The sequence below is a fragment of the Streptomyces sp. NPDC029138 genome (assembly GCF_055564375.1).
Genome location: NZ_JBVHWM010000025.1, coordinates 39,432 through 57,627, shown reverse-complemented (window position 1 = coordinate 57,627; position 18,196 = coordinate 39,432). Strand labels below are relative to the sequence as shown.

13 protein-coding genes and 1 pseudogene are annotated in these 18,196 nt (G+C 72.1%); 8 read left to right on the top strand and 6 right to left on the bottom strand.

Features of this window, described 5'->3' with window-relative positions; genetic code table 11:
• Nucleotides 1–18: 18 nt before the first annotated feature.
• The gene (locus ACZ4WH_RS20745; protein ID WP_468182430.1) at nt 19–747 is read right to left on the bottom strand and encodes an SDR family oxidoreductase; all 729 of its coding nucleotides are present in this window, start codon (nt 745–747) and stop codon (nt 19–21) included.
• A gap of 236 nt (nt 748–983) precedes the next feature.
• Between ACZ4WH_RS20745 and ACZ4WH_RS20740 the strand changes: the two genes are divergently transcribed.
• The 5 genes from ACZ4WH_RS20740 to ACZ4WH_RS20720 all read left to right on the top strand — a co-directional run bounded on the left by ACZ4WH_RS20740 (nt 984) and on the right by ACZ4WH_RS20720 (nt 7,243).
• Nucleotides 984–2,006 carry a LacI family DNA-binding transcriptional regulator gene (locus tag ACZ4WH_RS20740; RefSeq protein WP_468182428.1) on the top strand — a complete coding sequence of 341 codons (1,023 nt, stop codon included), beginning with the start codon at nt 984–986 and terminating at the stop codon, nt 2,004–2,006.
• A 252-nt stretch (nt 2,007–2,258) separates the two neighbouring features.
• Entirely contained in the window at nt 2,259–3,386 is a 1,128-nt protein-coding gene (locus ACZ4WH_RS20735; protein ID WP_468182426.1) for a glycoside hydrolase family 12 protein, read from the top strand.
• Between the two features lie 195 nt (nt 3,387–3,581).
• Entirely contained in the window at nt 3,582–5,774 is a 2,193-nt protein-coding gene (locus ACZ4WH_RS20730) for a glycoside hydrolase family 3 N-terminal domain-containing protein (protein ID WP_468182424.1), read from the top strand.
• Nucleotides 5,775–5,820: 46 nt separating this feature from the next.
• Nucleotides 5,821–6,132, top strand: a complete 312-nt coding sequence (locus ACZ4WH_RS20725) for a hypothetical protein (protein WP_468182422.1) — start codon at nt 5,821–5,823, stop codon at nt 6,130–6,132.
• A 22-nt stretch (nt 6,133–6,154) separates the two neighbouring features.
• A complete protein-coding gene (locus ACZ4WH_RS20720) occupies nt 6,155–7,243 on the top strand; it encodes a lytic polysaccharide monooxygenase auxiliary activity family 9 protein (protein ID WP_468182420.1) in 1,089 nt (362 codons plus the stop codon).
• A 51-nt stretch (nt 7,244–7,294) separates the two neighbouring features.
• Here ACZ4WH_RS20720 and ACZ4WH_RS20715 read toward each other — a convergent pair whose 3' ends face one another.
• A complete protein-coding gene (locus tag ACZ4WH_RS20715) occupies nt 7,295–7,732 on the bottom strand; it encodes a TIGR03618 family F420-dependent PPOX class oxidoreductase (protein WP_468182418.1) in 438 nt (145 codons plus the stop codon).
• Nucleotides 7,733–7,888: 156 nt separating this feature from the next.
• On the opposite strand from ACZ4WH_RS20715, the gene ACZ4WH_RS20710 reads away from it, so the two are divergent.
• A complete protein-coding gene (locus tag ACZ4WH_RS20710) occupies nt 7,889–8,458 on the top strand; it encodes a DinB family protein (RefSeq protein ID WP_468182416.1) in 570 nt (189 codons plus the stop codon).
• Between the two features lie 27 nt (nt 8,459–8,485).
• Here the strand turns inward: ACZ4WH_RS20710 and ACZ4WH_RS20705 are convergent, their stop codons facing one another.
• Entirely contained in the window at nt 8,486–10,690 is a 2,205-nt protein-coding gene (locus ACZ4WH_RS20705; protein ID WP_468182414.1) for an FUSC family protein, read from the bottom strand.
• A gap of 325 nt (nt 10,691–11,015) precedes the next feature.
• Between ACZ4WH_RS20705 and helR the strand changes: the two genes are divergently transcribed.
• A complete protein-coding gene (gene helR / locus ACZ4WH_RS20700) occupies nt 11,016–13,172 on the top strand; it encodes an RNA polymerase recycling motor ATPase HelR (RefSeq protein ID WP_468182412.1) in 2,157 nt (718 codons plus the stop codon).
• A gap of 22 nt (nt 13,173–13,194) precedes the next feature.
• On the opposite strand, the pseudogene ACZ4WH_RS20695 reads toward helR, so the two are convergent.
• From ACZ4WH_RS20695 to ACZ4WH_RS20685, 3 genes and pseudogenes are all read right to left on the bottom strand, one after another.
• Nucleotides 13,195–13,583: pseudogene (locus ACZ4WH_RS20695) on the bottom strand (hypothetical protein); the annotation flags it as partial.
• Nucleotides 13,517–13,972: a helix-turn-helix domain-containing protein gene (locus ACZ4WH_RS20690; RefSeq protein ID WP_468182511.1), complete on the bottom strand. Its 456-nt coding sequence runs from the start codon at nt 13,970–13,972 to the stop codon at nt 13,517–13,519. The gene ACZ4WH_RS20690 and the pseudogene ACZ4WH_RS20695, both read right to left, overlap by 67 nt.
• Before the next feature lie 298 nt (nt 13,973–14,270).
• Complete coding sequence (locus ACZ4WH_RS20685) at nt 14,271–14,639, bottom strand: hypothetical protein (protein WP_468182410.1); 369 nt, start codon at nt 14,637–14,639, stop codon at nt 14,271–14,273.
• Between the two features lie 749 nt (nt 14,640–15,388).
• Between ACZ4WH_RS20685 and ACZ4WH_RS20680 the strand changes: the two genes are divergently transcribed.
• Nucleotides 15,389–18,178, top strand: coding sequence for an AAA family ATPase (locus ACZ4WH_RS20680; protein WP_468182408.1), 2,790 nt, complete (start codon nt 15,389–15,391; stop codon nt 18,176–18,178).
• Nucleotides 18,179–18,196: the final 18 nt, after the last annotated feature.

Genomic DNA, 18,196 nt, shown 5'->3' with positions numbered 1-18,196 from the left:
CCGCCACCGGCGGCCGGGTCAGGAGAGCCAGTCCTCGTAGCGCGTGGGAGCGAGCCGAGCGTGCTGGTCGGTCAGCACGTCACCCTTGACGGCGGCGAACATGCCGGCGGTCGGATCGGTGACGACGCCGCGGCTGTCGCCCTTGCGGGCCAGGGTCATCCTGCCCAGCTCGTCGAGGGTGAAGATCTCGGGCCCGGCGATGTTGCGGATGCCGTTCAGCGGGGCGCCCATGGCGACCTCCGCCACTGCGTCGGCCACGTCCTTGGCGGCGATCGGCTGGATCGGCGTGGCGGGCAGCCGGACGGTGTCGCCGTCGGTGGTCCAGGACAGGACGTCGTCCATGAACTCCATGAACTGCGTGGCCCGGACGATGGAGTAGGGGACGGGACCGGCCGCGAGGATCTTCTCCTGGAGCACCTTGGCCCGGTAGTAGTCCAGCTCGGGCACCTGGTCCACGCCGACGATCGAGAGGATGACGATGTGGCCGACGCCGCCCTTTCGGGCCGCGGCCAGGAGGTTGTCCATCGAGGTCTGGAAGAACTCCAGGGACGCCGCGTCGAAGGTCGGTGAGTTCGTCACGTTGACCACCACGTCGGCTCCCGCCACCGCCGCGTCCAGCCCTTGGCCGCTGACGACGTCGACTCCGGTGGAGTGCGAGTGCGGTACCGCCTCGTGCCCGGCGGCGCTCAGTTTCTTGACGACCTGCGAACCGATCAGCCCGGTACCGCCGAGGACTGCGACCTTCATGACACACCTTTCATCGGGATCACCCGAAATATGCCATACGTCCCACTGTATGGGAGGGACACGCAACGCTGCGTGACCGGGTCGCGAGGGGCGGCGCACGGCGTAGGGACACCCCGCACGCCGTCAGCCCGAGGAATCCCCGCCCTCTCCTCCGTACGACCCGCCCGTTCGAAACTTTCTGTGGGCCCGCCATCGCCAGGCCCGTAATATCGGTGATCTCTTGGGGGGAGGTGGTCATGGGCAAGCGGCGCCCTGGCTCGCCGACGCTGGAGGAGGTGGCCGCTCACGCCGGAGTGGGCCGGGGCACGGTCTCCCGCGTCGTCAACAACGCGGCCGGCGTGAAGGAGTCGACACGCCGGGCCGTGCAGCAGGCCATCGCGGAACTGGGCTACGTGCCCAACCTCGCGGCCCGTTCACTGGCCGGCCGGCGGGCCGACGCCGTCGCGCTCGTCATGACGGAGCCGGACTGGCGGAAGTTCGCGGAGCCCTTCTTCTCCGAGATCGTCCGTTCGCTCGGTGACGCCCTGACCGACACCGGGATGCAGCTGCTGCTGACCCTGGTCCGCTCGGACACCGAGCGGGAGCGCTTCCTGGAGTACGCCCGTGGCGGCCGGGTCGACGGGGTGCTGGTGATGTCCGTGCACGCCGACGACCCGCTGCCCGACATGCTCGCCGAGGCCCGACTGCCGACCGTCCTGCTGGGCCGCCGTTCGGCCGACGAGCGCGTCAGCTACGTCGACGCGGACAACGTCGGCGGCGCCCGCAGCGCGGTCGCCCATCTGCTGGACAAGGGCCGGCGGACGATCGCCACGATCACCGGGCCGCTCGACATGTACGTCACCCGGTGCCGGCTGCTCGGCTACCGCGAAGCCCTGGCCCAGGCCGGGCTGGACGCCCCGCCGTCCTGGGTCGCCGAGGGCGATTTCACCGAGGAGAGCGGCCGGCGCGCCATGGCCCGGCTGATCGAGCGGCACCCGGAGATCGACGGCGTGCTCGCCGCCTCGGACACCACGGCCGCCGGCGCCCTTCGGGCGCTGCGCGCGGCGGGGCGCCGGGTGCCGGAGGACGTCGCGGTCATCGGCTTCGACGACTTCCCGCTCGCCGAGCGCACCGAGCCACGGCTGACCACCGTACGGCAGCCGCTGGAGGAGATCGGGCGGGCCATGGTGCGGCTGCTCCTGGAGGAGATGGAGGAGTCGTCCGTGGCGTGGCGGCATGTGATCCTCCGTACGGAGCTGGTGGTGCGCGAGTCGGCGTGAGTGCCGTTGACCGGCGGGCGCGCTGCGGCCCTGGCAGGGATCGGGAGCGCTCCCAGAAAGCGACGGGCGTGCGGAACGGACCGCCTTGAGCAGCGCTTTCGAAGCTTCTTCGACTCTCGCTCCGCAGGGAGTCTTGTCAGGGACATGAACTCTCCCTACAGTCCCTGCCCAACGGAGGGAATGGGAGCGCTCCCATCCAGCTGCGCCTGGGAGCGCTCCCGGACTCCCCTCACCGTCATGGAGAGGACCCGCATGCGACCGTACAAGCACCATGTCCGTGGAGCGCGCGGCCTGTTGGGCGCGCTGCTCACCGCGCTCGCCGCCCTGGCGGCGCTGCTCACCGTCGCTCCGGCGGCCCAGGCCGACACCACGATCTGCGAACAGTACGGCTCGACGACGATCCAGGGCCGCTACGTCGTCCAGAACAACCGCTGGGGCACCAGCGAGACCCAGTGCATCGGCGTCACGGACTCCGGGTTCCGCGTCACCCAGGCCGACGGCTCGGTACCGACGAACGGCGCCCCGAAGTCCTACCCGTCCGTCTACAACGGCTGTCACTACACCAACTGCTCGCCCGGGACGAGCCTTCCGGCCCGGCTCAGCACCATCTCCCGGGCGCCGACCAGCATTTCCTACAGCTATGTGAGCAACGCGGTGTACGACGCCGCGTACGACATCTGGCTCGACCCCACGCCCCGCACCGACGGTGTCAACAGGACCGAGATCATGGTGTGGTTCAACAAGGTGGGCTCCATCCAGCCGGTGGGCTCCCAGGTCGGCACCGCGACCGTCGCCGGGCGTCAGTGGCAGGTGTGGTCCGGCAACAACGGCTCCAACGACGTGCTGTCCTTCGTCGCGCCGTCGGCGATCACCAGCTGGGGCTTCGACGTCATGGACTTCGTCCGGCAGGCCGTGTCCCGGGGGCTCGCGCAGGACAGCTGGTACCTGACCAGCGTGCAGGCGGGCTTCGAGCCCTGGCAGAACGGCGCCGGTCTCGCGGTGACCTCGTTCTCCTCCACGGTCGAGACCGGCAGCGGCGACCCCGGCGGTCCCGGGAGCCCGGCGGCCTGCAAGGTGGCGTACGGGACGAACGTCTGGCAGGGCGGCTTCACCGCCGAGGTCACCGTCACCAACACCGGCTCCTCCCCCGTCAGTGGCTGGCAGCTGGCCTTCACCCTGCCCGCGGGGCAGCGGATCACCAGCGCCTGGGGCGCCGCCGTGACGCCGTCCTCCGGGGCGGTCACCGCGAGCGGTCTCGCCTACAACGCGCAGATCGCGCCCGGCGGCCAGGTGTCCTTCGGGTTCCAGGGCGGCTACGGCGGCACCTTCGCCAAGCCCGCCGGATTCAGCCTCAACGGGGCCGCCTGCACCACCGCGTGACCCGCACACCGCCGCACCGCCCGCGTGACACACCCATCCGCTCCGGGACCCGCCCGTCTCGCACCGGCCGACCGGGCGGGTCCCGGCTCCACCGCGGCGCCGCTCCACTCCCGGCTCCACCACAGCACAGCCCCGCTCCCGGCTCCGCCCCAGCGCCGCCCCGCTCCCGGACCGCTCCAGGAAAGGCCCGCCCGCATGAGCCTCCCGTTCGCCCGCCGCCGCCCGGTGACGGCCCTGGCCGTGTGTGCCGCGGCCCTCGCCCTCACCGCTCCGGCCGCCGCCGCACCGGAGCCCGTCGCCGTCTCCCCGGCCGCGGTCCCCCCGTACCAGGACCCGTCCTTACCCGTGCCGGACCGCGTCACCGACCTGCTGGCGCGGATGCGCCTGGACGACAAGCTCGGCCAGATGACGCAGATCGAGAAGGACGCCCTCGTCCCGCGGTCCGACCTCGCCGCCTACCGCATCGGCTCGGTGCTCTCCGGCGGCGACTCCACCGTCAGCCCGAACAACGCCCAGACCTGGGCGGATACGTACGACTCCCTCCAGCGCACGGCCCTGACCACTCCGCTCGGCATTCCGATGATCTACGGCATCGACGCGGTGCACGGCCACAACGCGGTGCGCGGGGCCACGCTGTTCCCGCACAACATCGGTCTCGGCGCCACCCGCGACCCCGCGCTCGTCCAGCGGATCGGGCGAGCGGTGGCCGAGGAGGTGTCGGGCACCGGCATCGACTGGGACTTCGCGCCGTGCCTGTGCGTGGCCCGCGACGACCGGTGGGGCCGTACCTACGAGTCGTACGGCGAGACGCCCGAACTGCCCTCCGCCCTCACGACGTTCGTCACCGGCCTCCAGGGCGACACCCTGGGTGCCGGTCCGGCGTCCGTGCTCGCCACCGCCAAGCACTACCTCGGCGACGGCGGCACGGCCGGCGGTGTGGACCAGGGTGACACGAAGGTGTCCGAGACCGAGCTGCGCGCCGTCCACCTGCCGCCCTTCAAGGAGGCGGTGCGCCGCGGTGTGGGCGCGGTGATGCTGTCGTACAGCAGCTGGAACGGGGTGCGGTCCCACGCGAACAAGTACCTGGTGACCGAGGTGCTGAAGGGCGAACTCGGTTTCAGCGGGTTCGTCGTGTCCGACTGGGCCGCGGTCGACCAGCTCGACGGGCAGAGCGGCTTCACCGGCGCGGAGATCAGTACGGCCGTCAACGCGGGCGTCGACATGGTGATGGTCCCGCACGACTACAAGAAGTTCCTCACCCTGCTGCGCGGCGAGGTCACCGCCGGCCGCGTCCCCCAGTCCCGGATCGACGACGCCAACCGGCGCATCCTCACCAGGAAGTTCCAACTGGGCCTGTTCGAGCATCCGTTGACCGACCGCTCGTACACCGCCACGGTCGGTTCGGCGGCGCACCGGGAGCTGGCCCGGCAGGCGGTGCGCGCCTCGCAGGTCCTGCTGAAGAACGACGGCGGCGTGCTGCCCCTGCCGAAGTCGGCCAAGCTGTTCGTCGCCGGCAAGTCCGCCGACGACATCGGCAACCAGAGCGGCGGCTGGACCGTCGGCTGGCAGGGCCGCAGCGGTCCCGTCACCGACGGCACCACGGTGCTCCAGGGCATCCGGGCCGCCGTCACCGACCCGTCCCGGGTCACCTACGACCGGTACGGCAACGGTATCGACGCCGGCTACCGCGCCGCTGTCGCCGTGGTCGGCGAGACCCCGTACGCCGAAGGCCGGGGCGACCGGCCGGGCGGCCTCGGGCTGGACCAGGAGGACCTCCAGACCCTCGCCCGGCTGACGGCGAGCGGGGTGCCGGTCGTCGTGGTCCTGGTCTCCGGCCGTCCGCTCGACGTCTCCGCCCACCTGCCCGACTGGAAGGCGCTGCTGGCCGCCTGGCTGCCCGGCACCGAGGGCGCCGGCGTGTCCGACGTCCTGTTCGGCGACTACGCCCCCACCGGCAAGCTGCCGGTGAGCTGGCCACGGACCTCCTCCCAGGAGCCGGTCAACGACGGTGACGGCAAGGACCCGCTCTTCCCGTACGGGTACGGGCTGACGTACCCCGGTTCCGAGCCCGCCCCCACCCCCACGCCGACGCCGGGGTCGTGCACCGCGCGGTCGCGCACGGCCTCCTCCTGGCAGGGCGGTCACCAGGCGGAGGTGACGGTGGAGAACACCGGCTCCGCCGCGCTGACGGGCTGGTCCGTGGACTGGGACCTGGGCGGCTCCCGCGTCACCAGCCTCTGGAACGGCTCCCTGACCACGGCCGACGGCCGGGCCACCGTCCGCAACGCCGCCTTCGACGGCTCCCTGCGGCCCGGCGCCACCACCTCCTTCGGCCTCACCGCCGAGGGCACCGCCGGCACATCCGCGCCGCACTGCGCCGGGAGCTGAACCGCACCCGCCTCGTACCACCCGCAGCCCCGCACGAGGAGGACGCATGACACACCCCACCCGCCGAACACCCCCACACCGGCCGAGACCGGGGCGCCGACGGCGCCGGGCGGCCTCGCTGGGCGCGACGCTCGCCACCCTGGCGCTGGGCCTGGCCGGGCAGCTCACCGCGCACCCCGCCGCGACGGAGGCCCACGCCGGCACCCCGTTCGCCGGTGCCGCGAGCACGCCGGCGGGCGCCGACGCCTCCACCGAAGCCGACGACTCCGGCCCCGGCACCCGTACGACGTATCCCGACGCCCCGGCGATCCCGGCGTACTCCGGTACGACGCCCGCCTGGGGTTCACCGCCCGTCTGATCCGAATCGAAAGGAGCTGAACGTGGCTCGACGCAACAGACTGATGTCGGTGGCAGCGGCCCTGTCGACGCTGCTGGCGGCACTCGCCCTGACCCTCCTGGGGCAGACCAGCGCCCAGGCGCACGGGGTGGCGATGCTGCCCGGATCCCGCACCTACCTGTGCTATCTGGACGCGCACACGACGACCGGCGGGCTGGACCCGACCAACCCGGCGTGCCGGGACGCGCTGGCCAAGAGCGGGGCGACGGCGCTGTACAACTGGTTCGCCGTACTCGACTCCAACGCCGGAGGCCGGGGCGCGGGTTACGTTCCGGACGGCACCCTGTGCAGTGCGGGTGACCGGTCGCCGTACGACTTCCGCGGCTACAACGCGGCCCGCTCGGACTGGCCCCGGACCCATCTGACCAGCGGGGCGACGATCCAGGCGCAGTACAGCAACTGGGCGGCGCACCCGGGTGACTTCCGGGTCTACGTCACCAAGCAGGGCTGGTCGCCCACCTCCGCCCTGCGGTGGGCCGACCTCGATCTGATCCAGACGGTCACCAACCCGCCGCAGCAGGGGTCACCGGGCACCGACGGCGGCCACTACTACTGGGACCTGAAGCTGCCCTCCGGGCGGTCCGGTGACGCCCTGGTGTTCATCCAGTGGGTCCGCTCGGACAGCCAGGAGAACTTCTTCTCCTGCTCGGACATCGTCTTCGACGGCGGCCACGGCGAGGTCACGGGCATCCGCACCTCCGGCGGCACACCGACGCCCACGCCCACGCCGACCCCCACGGATCCGCACACCGGTTCCTGCATGGCCACGTACTCCGTGGTGAACTCCTGGAGCGGTGGCTTCCAGGCGTCCGTCGAGGTCATGAACCACGGCACGGCGCCGCTCGACGGCTGGACCGTGGCCTGGCAGCCCGGGGCGGGCACCAAGATCAGCAGCCTGTGGAACGGCACGCTGTCCACCGGTACCGACGGCACGGTGACGGTCCGGAACGCGGACCACAACCGGGTCGTGCCCGCCGACGGCAGTGTCACCTTCGGCTTCACCGCCACGTCGACCGGCAACGACGTCCCCGCCGGTTCGATCGGCTGCGTCACGGCACAGGGCACCACCTGACGCGTACCGGCCTCACCGCCTCCCCGGCCCGTTCCGGGGAGGCGGTGGGCGTCACACCGCGCCGGGCGCGCCCGGCGGGAGGGGTTCGACCCCGACCACGTGCCGTACCTTCGTCGGCTCCACGAACGCGATGACACGGCGCTCGCCCGGAATCCCCCACTCGAACCGCTCGGTACCGACGTACTCGGCCGCCAGCCGGTCCATGTTCCGCTCCGCTTCCGGGCCCTCCACGAACCGCACCACCCGGCCCCGGATCTGGACGCGGTCGTACGGGTCGGACCGGACCGCGTGGGACAGGCACACGCGTGGATCCCGGCGCAGATTGCGTTCCTTGACACGCCCGACAGCGGTGTTGAAGAAGACCAGGTCGCCGTCGAGTCCGACCCACATGGGGCTGACGTGCGGCGCCCCGTCGGCGTCGACCGTGGCGACGTACCAGATCTCCGGTGCTTCGATCCGCTCGCGGATCTCCTTGGGGAGGTCAGTCATGGAGCGGTCCTGCCCGGCCGGGACGCCGGTCAAGCGCGGCTGCGGGCTACCGGTCGTCGGCCACTGCCTCACGGACGCCCTCCTCAGCAAGTGTGGGCAGTACGGCGCGAGGTGCGTCGACCTGGCACTGGCGGACCCGGGCGCTGTCGGACGAACATGGCACGCATGAGTGAGCAACCCGCACGCTGGAGCCAGGCAACCGTCCACCCCGACATGTGGGTTGACCCGGGAGAGGACCCCCGCCACAGCGAAGGAGGCAGTCCCGAGGGTGAGTTGGCGACGCTGGAGGACTTCCTGACGGGGTACCGCATGACCCTGCGGATGAAATGCGAGGGCCTGGACCCGGAGCAGCTGGCCCGTCGGTCGGTGCCGCCGTCGACCATGTCGCTGCTCGGCCTGCTGCGCCACCTCGCCGAGGTGGAACGCGACTGGCGCAACTGGATCACCGACGGTGACCCTCTGCCGAAGCTGTACGGCGAGCCTGACGGGGACTTCCACGGAGCTGTCGCCGAGCAGGCCGTGGTCGACGCCGCGTATGCCGATCTGGAGCGCGAGCAGGCCGCGACCGACGCCGCGCTGGCGGAGCACCCGGATCTGGGTGAGCGTCTCGGGAAGGACCGGATCGCGGTGCGGGAGCTGCTGGTGCACAGGGTCGAGGAGTACGCCCGTCACTGCGGACACGCGGATCTGCTGCGCGAGTGCGTCGACGGACGGGTGGGCCAGTAGGCGGACGCGCCAGGGGCCCGGCTCGGCTCAGGAGGTGTCCGCCGTCGATTTCGCTGACGCGTGCCACGGGGCCGCGTGCGTGATGCGTGTCAGGTCGGTCATGAGGGAGTCCAGCCATGCCACGGTCGCGTAGTACCGGCGGGGAGCGCCGGGCGGCTCGGCGGTGAGGCCGGGGAGGGCCGGATCGATCAGCGGTGTCACCGCGACGGGGGTGTCGTCTCCCGGGTCCAGCGCCGCCGAGACCAGCAGCATCCGGCCCGCCACCCGCTCCCCCAGCATGCCGGTCGACTGGGCCGCCGCCGGACTCAGCGGCGTGAGCGGCGGCTCCAGCAGCCGTGCCGATCCCCACAGGGTGTGATGCCCGGCGATCAGTGTCGCCTGCCAGTCCACGACCACGCCGGGCGGCGGTGCCCTGCGCCCGCTGCCCCCGAAGGGGGTCGGTTCGCTCTGCACCTGCGCGTACGCGGACTCCGCGAGGACGACGGCGTTTTGCAGGCACCGGTGGCGGGAGGCCCCCGACGGCACGGGCGAGACCGCGCCGCACGCCACCGAGGCACTGGTGGCCACGACGATCTCCGCGGCCCTGCGCAGCAGTTCCGCCGCGGTGCGGCGCAGCTCGTCATGGGCGCCCCGGGGCCACGCCAGCACGCCGAAGACCGCGCCGATCGCACTGCCGATGAGCACGTTCAGTACACGGACCTCCGCCAGCCGCCAGGTCGGCGGCGCCAGCTGCGCGAAGACCAGCGCCACGAGCACGGTGAACAGCCCCTGCGCCCATCCGACGCCCCTCACCGGTCCCACTGTGAAGCCGAGCAGCATCCACAGCGGCAGGAGTACGGCGTACACGGTGGTGTCGGCGCCCGCGAGAATCAGGACACCGGCGCTCAGCAGGGCCCCGGCCAGCGTGCCCGCGAGCGCCAGGCGGATGGTGCTCCAGGTCTCGCCCATGGTGGTGCGGGTGAGCGTGAGCGTCGCCAGCATCGCCCAGAACCCGTGCGGCAGCGTGTCCACCCCGGCCACGAGCCGGGCCGCCGTCAGGGCCAGGGCGATCCGTACCGCGTTCTGGAAGAACACCGACCGGCGCCCGGCGTGGCCGCGCAGCCGGTACCACCACAGGACGGGGGGCCAGGTGGTGGCGTACCAGAACCGGCCGGGTTGCAGGTCCACGGAGATGTGCCGGCCCCGCACCGCCAGATCGGCGGCCGCGCCCATCGCCAGCGCCGCGTCGGCGATCTCCAGCACGGCGGCGTGGCAGCGCAGCACGGCGGGCGGGAAGCAGGCGTCGGCCGTGGTGAGCGGCGGGCCCGCGGACACGGCGGACAGGTGTGCGCGCGCCGCGACCAGCTCCTTCTGCGGTGCCGCGGGAGACGTCCCGGCGCGCAGACAGCTCGCGGTCGCCGTGGCCAGTCCCGCGACCGCCCGCAGTACGGCGGTCACCTCGGGTGCCGTGCCCTTCTCCGGCAGGGCGGACAGGTCGGCCAGTCTGCCGAGCAGGGTACGGGTGGCCAGGCCGGTGTGGGCGAGGGCGCGGGCGCGCACCCCGGGCCCCGCCGGCCGCTCCGCCTCCGGCACGCTGAGTGATCGAAGCGACTGGCTCAGCTCCTGAGCCTCCTGGATGTCCGGGCCGGTCAGGGCACCCCGGTGTGCGGCGAGCTTCGTCGCGCAGCGCTCGGCGGTCACCGCCGCCCGGGCGGCCCGCTCCCGGTACGAGGGGGGAGCGGGCTCGCGGAAGAGCAGGGTCTCGGCGGCGACGAACAGGGCGAGCCCCGTCGTCGTACCGATCAGCCGGTCGCCGAGCGAGCCGGGGTCGTACGGCGGGAAGGAAGGGAGGATGTAGAGGAGTTGAAGGCCGGGGGCCGCTCCGGCCGGGCGGGGTCCGCCGACGGCGGAGAAGGCCAGCGTGAAGCCGATCACCAGCATGCCGACGACCGCGCTCCACGTCCGCACCGACAGATAGGTGCCGGCGGCCACCAGCACCCAGCACACCGGCAGCAGGCGCGTCATCACCGCCGCGCGTTGCCGGCCGGTACCGGGAATCCTGGCCAGCCCTCCCAGCGCCACCACCGTGAACAGCGCGTAGGTCGCCGCCACGGGGCGGTCGAGGCCGTAGCGGAAGACGTAGAAACCGGCTGCGGCGACCAGGGTCACGCGCAGCGCACGGCGGCCGGAGGCGGCGTAGGCCGCCGGGAGCCGGGCACCTCGCTCACCCCACACCCCTACAGAATCACCCACCGCCGGGCATCCGGCACCTTGCTGCCGCACAAACAGCGGCACAGGTGGCCGCAAAAACAAAAGCAAGGAGTCACCCACTCCTTGCCACTCTCAACATATAGCGCACTGGGGGGCTTGCGGCAAGGCCCCCGTCGTACCGCAGAATTACCGGCCTGGGCCAGGAAGCTGCGAAATAGGTGATTCACGAAGTGCGTGCGCTTTTGTCGACGTATGGGTCGCGCGGGGACGTCGGACCCTGGCGGGACGGATGTGCGACCGCACGGACAGCTGACCCCGGCGATCTGTGCCCAGAGCGGCCACCCAGCCTCACAACGGAGCCCAAGACGTGAATCATCCCCTGCCGACCCGTGCCTTCGGTCTTCCCGACCGCCTCGCCGCGAAGGCCGACCCGGCGCTGATCGCCGACGACGAGCGGCACTTCGCGGCCATCGCTGAGTGTCTCGAGGAGTCGATCGCCGAACTCTCCGACCGTCTCGACGCCGAGCGCAGGGCGCCCGGCGGCAAGGGCCGGCAGGCGATGGACCGGGACGCGGAGATCCACCGGCTGACGAGTCGCCTGCGCGCCCTGCGCCGGCACGGACTGGACCTGTGCCTCGGACGCATGGTCGGCGCGGACAACTCCGAGCCCGTCTACGTCGGGCGGCTCGGGCTCACGGACAGCGCGGGCCGCCGACTGCTGGTCGACTGGCGCTCCCCCGCCGCCGAGCCGTTCTTCGGAGCCACCCACGCCAACCCGATGGGCCTGGTGAGCCGCCGCAGGTACCGCTGGACCGGTGGCCGGATCACCGACTACTGGGACGAGGTGTTCACTCCGGACGGGCTGGTCGGGCACGCCGCGCTGGACGACCAGTCCGCGTTCATCGCCAGCCTGGGCGGCAGCCGGTCGCCGCGGATGCGGGACGTGCTCGGCACCATCCAGGCCGACCAGGACGCCGTCATCCGGGCGGGTTCGCGCGGCGCCCTCGTCGTGGACGGCGGTCCGGGCACGGGGAAGACCGTCGTCGCCCTGCACCGCTCCGCCTACCTCCTGCACTCCGACCCCCGGCTCGGTCACCGCCGGGGCGGCGTCCTGTTCGTCGGTCCCCACCGGCCGTACCTGGCCTACGTCGCCGACGTCCTGCCCAGCCTCGGCGAGGAGGGCGTGCAGACGTGCACCCTGCGGGACCTGGTCGCCGAGGGAGCCGGGGCCGTGGCCGAGGCCGACCCGGAGGTGGCCCGGCTGAAGTCGTCCGCGGACATGGTCAAGGCGATCGAGAAGGCCGTCAGGTTCTACGAGGAGCCGCCCACCGAGGGGATGACGGTCACCACCCACTGGTCCGACATCTGGCTGAGCGCCGACGACTGGGCGGTGGCGTTCGAGGCGGCGGAACCCGGTACTCCGCACAACGAGGCGCGCGAGCAGGTGTGGGAGGAACTGCTCACGATCCTGGTGGACAAGCACGGCGGCGATGTCCCGCCCGAACTGCTGCGCAGGTCGCTGCTGCGGAACAGGGACCTGTTCACCGCCTTCGGCCGCGCCTGGCCGCTGCTGGAGGCGGCCGACCTCGTCGGAGACCTGTGGTCGGTGCCGGCCTATCTGCGGATGTGCGCTCCGTGGCTCAGCCGCGACGAGGTGCGGCTGTTGCAGCGCGCGGACGCCCAGGCCTGGACGGTGTCCGACCTGCCGCTCCTGGACGCGGCGCGGCAGCGGCTCGGGGACCCGGAGACGGCCCGGCGGAAGCGCCGGCACGCTGCCGCCGTCGCCGCCGAACGCGAGCGCATGGACAGGGTCATCGACAACCTGCTCGAAGCCCACACCCATGACGACGGCGAAGGGGTGCTGGTCATGCTCCACGGGCAGGACATGCGGAACTCCCTGGTCGACGACAGCGCCCTGCCCACCGCCGACCCCGACCTGCTCGCCGGGCCGTTCGCGCACATCGTCGTGGACGAGGCGCAGGAACTGACCGACGCCGAGTGGCAGATGCTGCTCCTGCGGTGTCCGTCCCGGAGCTTCACCATCGTCGGTGACCGCGCCCAGGCCCGGCACGGGTTCACGGAGTCGTGGCAGGAACGGCTCGCACGGGTCGGGTTCGACCGGATCCGCCTGGCGTCCCTGACCGTCAACTACCGGACGCCTGAGGAGATCATGACGGAGGCCGAACCCGTCATCCGGGCGGTGCTGCCGGACGCCAACGTGCCGACCTCCATCCGCAGCAACGGCGTCCCCGTCGCCCACGGCTCCGTCTCGGACCTGGGCTCGATCCTCGACACCTGGCTCGCCGCACACGCCGACGGGATCGCCTGTGTCATCGGCGACCCCACGTTCCGGCCGACCGCCCGCGTCCGCTCCCTGACGCCGGAGCTGTCGAAGGGACTCGAATTCGACCTGGTCGTCCTCGTCGACCCGGAGAAGTTCGGCGAGGGCGTCGAAGGAGCGGTCGACCACTATGTCGCCATGACCCGGGCGACCCGGCAGCTGGTCGTCCTCACGAGTGCCTGACCAAAGGTCCCGTATGGATGGGTCAGTTGGGGCAGGTCGGTACGCCGTCCAGCCAGGCCGGGTCCTGGATGTAGATGTTGGTGACCCAGGCGCGGTAGTCGGGGAGGTAGGACCAGGCGTCGTTGGTGTAGCCCTCGGCGGTGACCCGACTTCGGCGTGCTTCTGGCAGGCGACGCGGACGGTCGTCGGGCCGGGGAAGGCGTAGACGCGGGCGGCCCGGACGGAGGGCTGGGCCTTGGTCCAGACGCCGGTGCCCCAGGTGCGGAGGACGGGGCCCTCGACGGTGCCGGTGTTGACGCGGACGGCACCGAAGTAGTCGCCGCCGAGGCGGACATGACTGACCATCACCCTGGTGCCGGACTGCCGGGCCTCCACCATCTTCCCGGCGCCGAGGTAGAGGGTGATGTGGTGGCCCGCTCCCGGCCGAAGAAACGGTCCGCGTCCTGCGTGGTGAACGCCGACAGGCCCGGGTAGGGGCAGGCGGGGCCGGTGTCCTCGGTGGCGCGGCCGCCGGCAGCGGGGGCGCGGCCGGTTGCATCGGTGGCTCGGCCGGTGTCCTCGGTGGCGGCGCCGGGCTTCGCCGTGCGCGGTGGTGCGACCAGGCGCAGCAACTCGCCGTCGGCGCGCAGGATCTGGTCGCAGCGGCGGGCGACGTCGACGGTCGCGCGTTTCGCGCCGGTCTCGATCTTGCTCAGGTACCCCTTGCTGTAGTGGGTCTGTCTGGCCAGGTCGGCGAGCGACAGACCGCGCTGTTGCCTCAGTCGGCGTAGTTGTGCGGGGAAGGGCGGTGTGGTCGGCACCGTCCGCTCCCCGTCGTTCTCGTTCCGGTCGCCGGTGTCGGCACCCTCGTGCGGCTCCCCCAAGGCCGTCCCCCATGGCAAGCGTGCCCAAGCCGTGAGACGGCGGGAGCCCAGGCTACTGCGGGGGTGTGACAGGTGGCCCAGCCATGTGTGCACAGTGGCCGAAAACGCGCATCCGGAACCGCGAGCGCGGTTCCGGAAGCTCCCCCGTGTGTTCCTCGGTCAGCCGTGAGTGGGGCGACGGCGGGCCGGGGTCGTGGACTCGGCTGCCGGCCGTCGTGGGACGGCCGGCTCCGGGTCACGGCCGGTAGAGAGTGATGGAGTTGACCGGCGTCAGGTCGGCGTACACGCCCGTACCGGCGGGGATGCGGTCGCCGCAGCCGGTGCCGTTGTAGCCCGTGCACAGGCTCGCGGTCGCGCCGCCGTACTGGTTGTTGAGCACCCAGTGCCGGCCGACCTGGTTGCGGAGGTTGTGCGGCCCGTAGCTGTAGAAGGCCAGGCTCGGCGACTGGGCCGGGTCCTGGTTCTGCGGGTAGACGCACACCGCCCCGTCCGGGCAGCCGGCCCAGGGGTCGGCGGCCGGCTCGGCGTGGGCGGCGCCGCTCATGGCCAGCACCGCCGCCGCGGCGGTCGCGAACGCGGCGGCTCCGCGCATCATCTTGCGCATCCGTTCCCCCTTGCGGTTCTCCTGCGTCGTCGCAGGTCCTGCTCGATGGTGACGACATCACGGTCCCGCCCCGGCCGCACGGGGTCGACGGGTTTCCCGTCGCCCATCGCATCCGCGCGGGGGAAACCGGGCGCGACCAGCGGGAGCGGGAGGGGTGGGCAACGGAGGCACTTCGCGGCCTGCTCGCTCTCTTCGTATACCAACTCCCCCGACCCTGGGCGAGTACCGCCCGGATTCTGAAAGGGCATCAGAAGCTTCCTGGAGCAATGGGCGTTGCCCGAACGGACAGCGGAAGCGCTTTCCCGTGACCGATGTCACGATTGACCGTGTCCGGCCCCTTTCTTTAACCGTCCGGTAAATCAACAGACTGTAAAAGGACGTCTCGGTGGACCGTCCGCACAGTAGGCAGGGGCCCACAGGGGCGAGAGTTGACAACGTTGGCCTAGACAGATAGCGTTTCTGCCTGCTATGAGCACCTAATCTTTATTCGGTACTTCACCAGCAAATCCACGGACATCCGAACCAAAGTCAGCCAGAAATTGGCCGAAATCATTCGGGTACATCGATGCGATACTCTTCGCCGCCGGTCAGGGGCCATTCCGCCCGAGTCCCGTCCGGCCCGGCGCGCCGCCTTCGCGGCAGTGCCGTCGCCTTACAAACTCTCCACGCACCGTCGTACGACGCCGCCTCGTCATGGGGGAAACGGGGCACGACCTCGCTCGAAAAAATGAATCTAGGGGGGATCCTCGATGCACCTTTTCGGCCGCACGCGAGAACTACAGGCCTTGGGTGAGGCGTTCACCGACAGCGCGCGGGGACACGGTCGACTCGTGATCATCACGGGTGGTCCCGGTTCCGGCAAGACCCAGCTGGTGCATGAATTCCTCACCACGCTGAACAGCACCGACGCGCGCCTACTGACCGGTACTGCCGGTTCGGCCGAACGAGATCAGCTGATGAGTCTGGCCCGGCAATTACTCCGCAACGCCGAGGCGGAGTACGCGATGTCACACCACGCCCCGCCGGCCGTGAACTCCCCGGCGGAACACCACCGCCCCACGGGCCCCGCGTACCAGCCCGTCGACGCGTCCGCCGGGCACGAGACGGCGGTCGAAACGCTCCTGGGTCTCGCCGGTGACGACCGCCCCCTCGTCATCGCCGTGGACGACGCCCACGCCATGGACCGGGCCTCGCTGCACACGATCGTCCACCTGCTGCACCGCAGCCGCTCCCGGCCGGTGCTCGTGGTCTGCGCCACCTCAGGGCACTTCGGCGAGACCCGCTCGCCCGCGCACGCGGAGCTGCTTCGCCAGCCGCACCGACGCGTACGCCTGGCCCCCCTGTCGGAGGCGAGCGTCGGCGAACTGCTCGCCGCGCAGGCCGGACGGACCCTGCCGGGACACATCCGCGACGCCTACCACCGGGCCACCGCCGGCAGCCCGCTCCTGGTGCACGCCCTGCTGGACGACAGCACCCACTTCGCCCCCGAGATCGGCCCGCCCATCGCCGGCGCCGCCTACCGCCAGGCGGTGCTGTCCCTGCTGCACCGCGGCGAGCCGGGCCATGTCCGGGTGGCCCGGGCCCTGGCCGCACTCGGCACCCTGGCGGGGACCGTCCTCGTGGGAGAGCTGGCCGGCACCACACCGGCCGGCACCCAGGAAGCCGTCGACGTCCTCAACTCATCGGGCCTGCTGGACGGTTACGCCTTCCGGCACCCGACCGCCGCCGCGGCGGTCCTGGAGGAGATGGACGCCGTCGCCCGCACCCGGCTGCACGGCCGGATCGCCCACATGCTGTACCGTTCCGGCGCGCCCGCCGTCGAGGTGGCACGCCACCTCCGTCTCGCGGACCTCGTCCCGGCGGGATGGGGCGCGGGCATCCTGCGCTCCGCCGCCGAACAGGCGCTGGCCGCGGACGACCTGGAGCGCTGCACCGACTACCTCGGCCTGGTCCTGCGCGACTGCACCGACGAGCGGGAACGCCACGCGCTGTCGGTGGCCCTCGCCCGCGCGGAGTGGCGCACCAACCCGGCGGCGGCAGCCCCCCATCTGGAGCCGCTGCGCGAGGCCGCGCTCGCCGGCGAACTGAGCATGCGGGACACCGCCACCGTCCTGCGGTATTTGCTGTGGCAGGGCGACACCGAGCTGGCCGCCCAGGCCGTGGCCACCCTCGTCCCCGCGCAGTCCCCCGCCGACGCCCAGATCGTCGCCGAGGTGGAGTTCGTACGGCAGTGGTTCTACGGCGTGGCGCTCCCCGGCAAGGGCGCCCCCGTGGCCGGCCTCGACCCGCGCCGCCGCCAGGCGCACGCCGGTACCGGCGGACTGGCCGCCCGGGTGGCCGCACTCATCGGCGGCGAGGCCACCGACGACTCCGCGGCGGCCGTCGCCCAGGCCCTCCAGGGACATCAACTCGACCATCTCAACCTGGAGTTGGTCGCCATGTCCCTGCTCGCGGTCGCCCACGCGGACCGGCCCGCGGTCGCCGCCGAGGCCTGCGACGCGCTGCTGGAGCGCGCCGTGGAACGCCAGGCGACGACCTGGCAGGCCCTGCTCGGCAGCATCCGGGCGGAGATCGCCCTGCTCCAGGGGGACGTGACCACCGCGTCGCAGGGAGCGCTCGCCGCGCTCGGCACACTGCGCGCCGAGAGCTGGGGGGTTCTCATCGGCCTCCCGCTGTCGACGGCGATCTCCGCGCACACCGCCATGGGCTCCTACGACGACGCCGAGGAACTGCTCAAACACGACGTGCCCGAACCGATGTTCCGCACCGTGTTCGGCATCCAGTACCTGCGGGCCCGCGGTCACCACTTCCTCGCCACCGACCGGCCCTTCGCGGCGCTGGGCGACTTCGAGACCTGCGGGCGGCTGCTCCGGGAAGGCAACCCCAGCCTTCAGAAGGGCATCCCCTGGCGGTCCGACCTGGCCCTGGCCAACCTGCGCATCGGGAAGGCCCGCACCGCCCGGGAATGGGCCGAGGAACAGCTGCGGCTGCCCGGAGGGCACAGTTCCAGGGCCCGGGCGATGGCGCTGCGCCTGCTGGCCGCGACCTGCAAGCCGCACCGCCGGGCCTCGCTGCTGCGCGAGTCGATCGACCTGCTCAAGGCGTGCGGCGACCGGTACGCGCTGGCCCAGGCGTACGCCGATCTGTCCGCGGCGCACTACGAACTGGGCGAGTACGCCCGGGCCCGGCTGGTGGCGCGGCAGGCGGCACGGGAGGCCGAGGCCTGCCGCATCGAGTCGCCGGTCGACGCGCACCTGCTGGAGGACCCGGTACGGACCGACAGCGCCGAGTCCGACGCCGGCCCCGCCATCCTGAGCGACGCGGAGTGCCGGGTCGCCGGGCTGGCCGCGCTCGGGTACACCAACCGGGAGATCAGTGCCCGCCTGCACGTCACGATCAGCACGGTGGAGCAGCACCTCACCCGGGTCTACCGCAAGCTGAACGTGGCCAACCGTTCCGAGCTGCCGTCGAAGATGCTGGACCATCGCATACCGAAGCTGTCGGACCGCTGGGCCAGCACGCACTCGTCCGCGGGCTGAGCGGTCCGGGCGACTCGG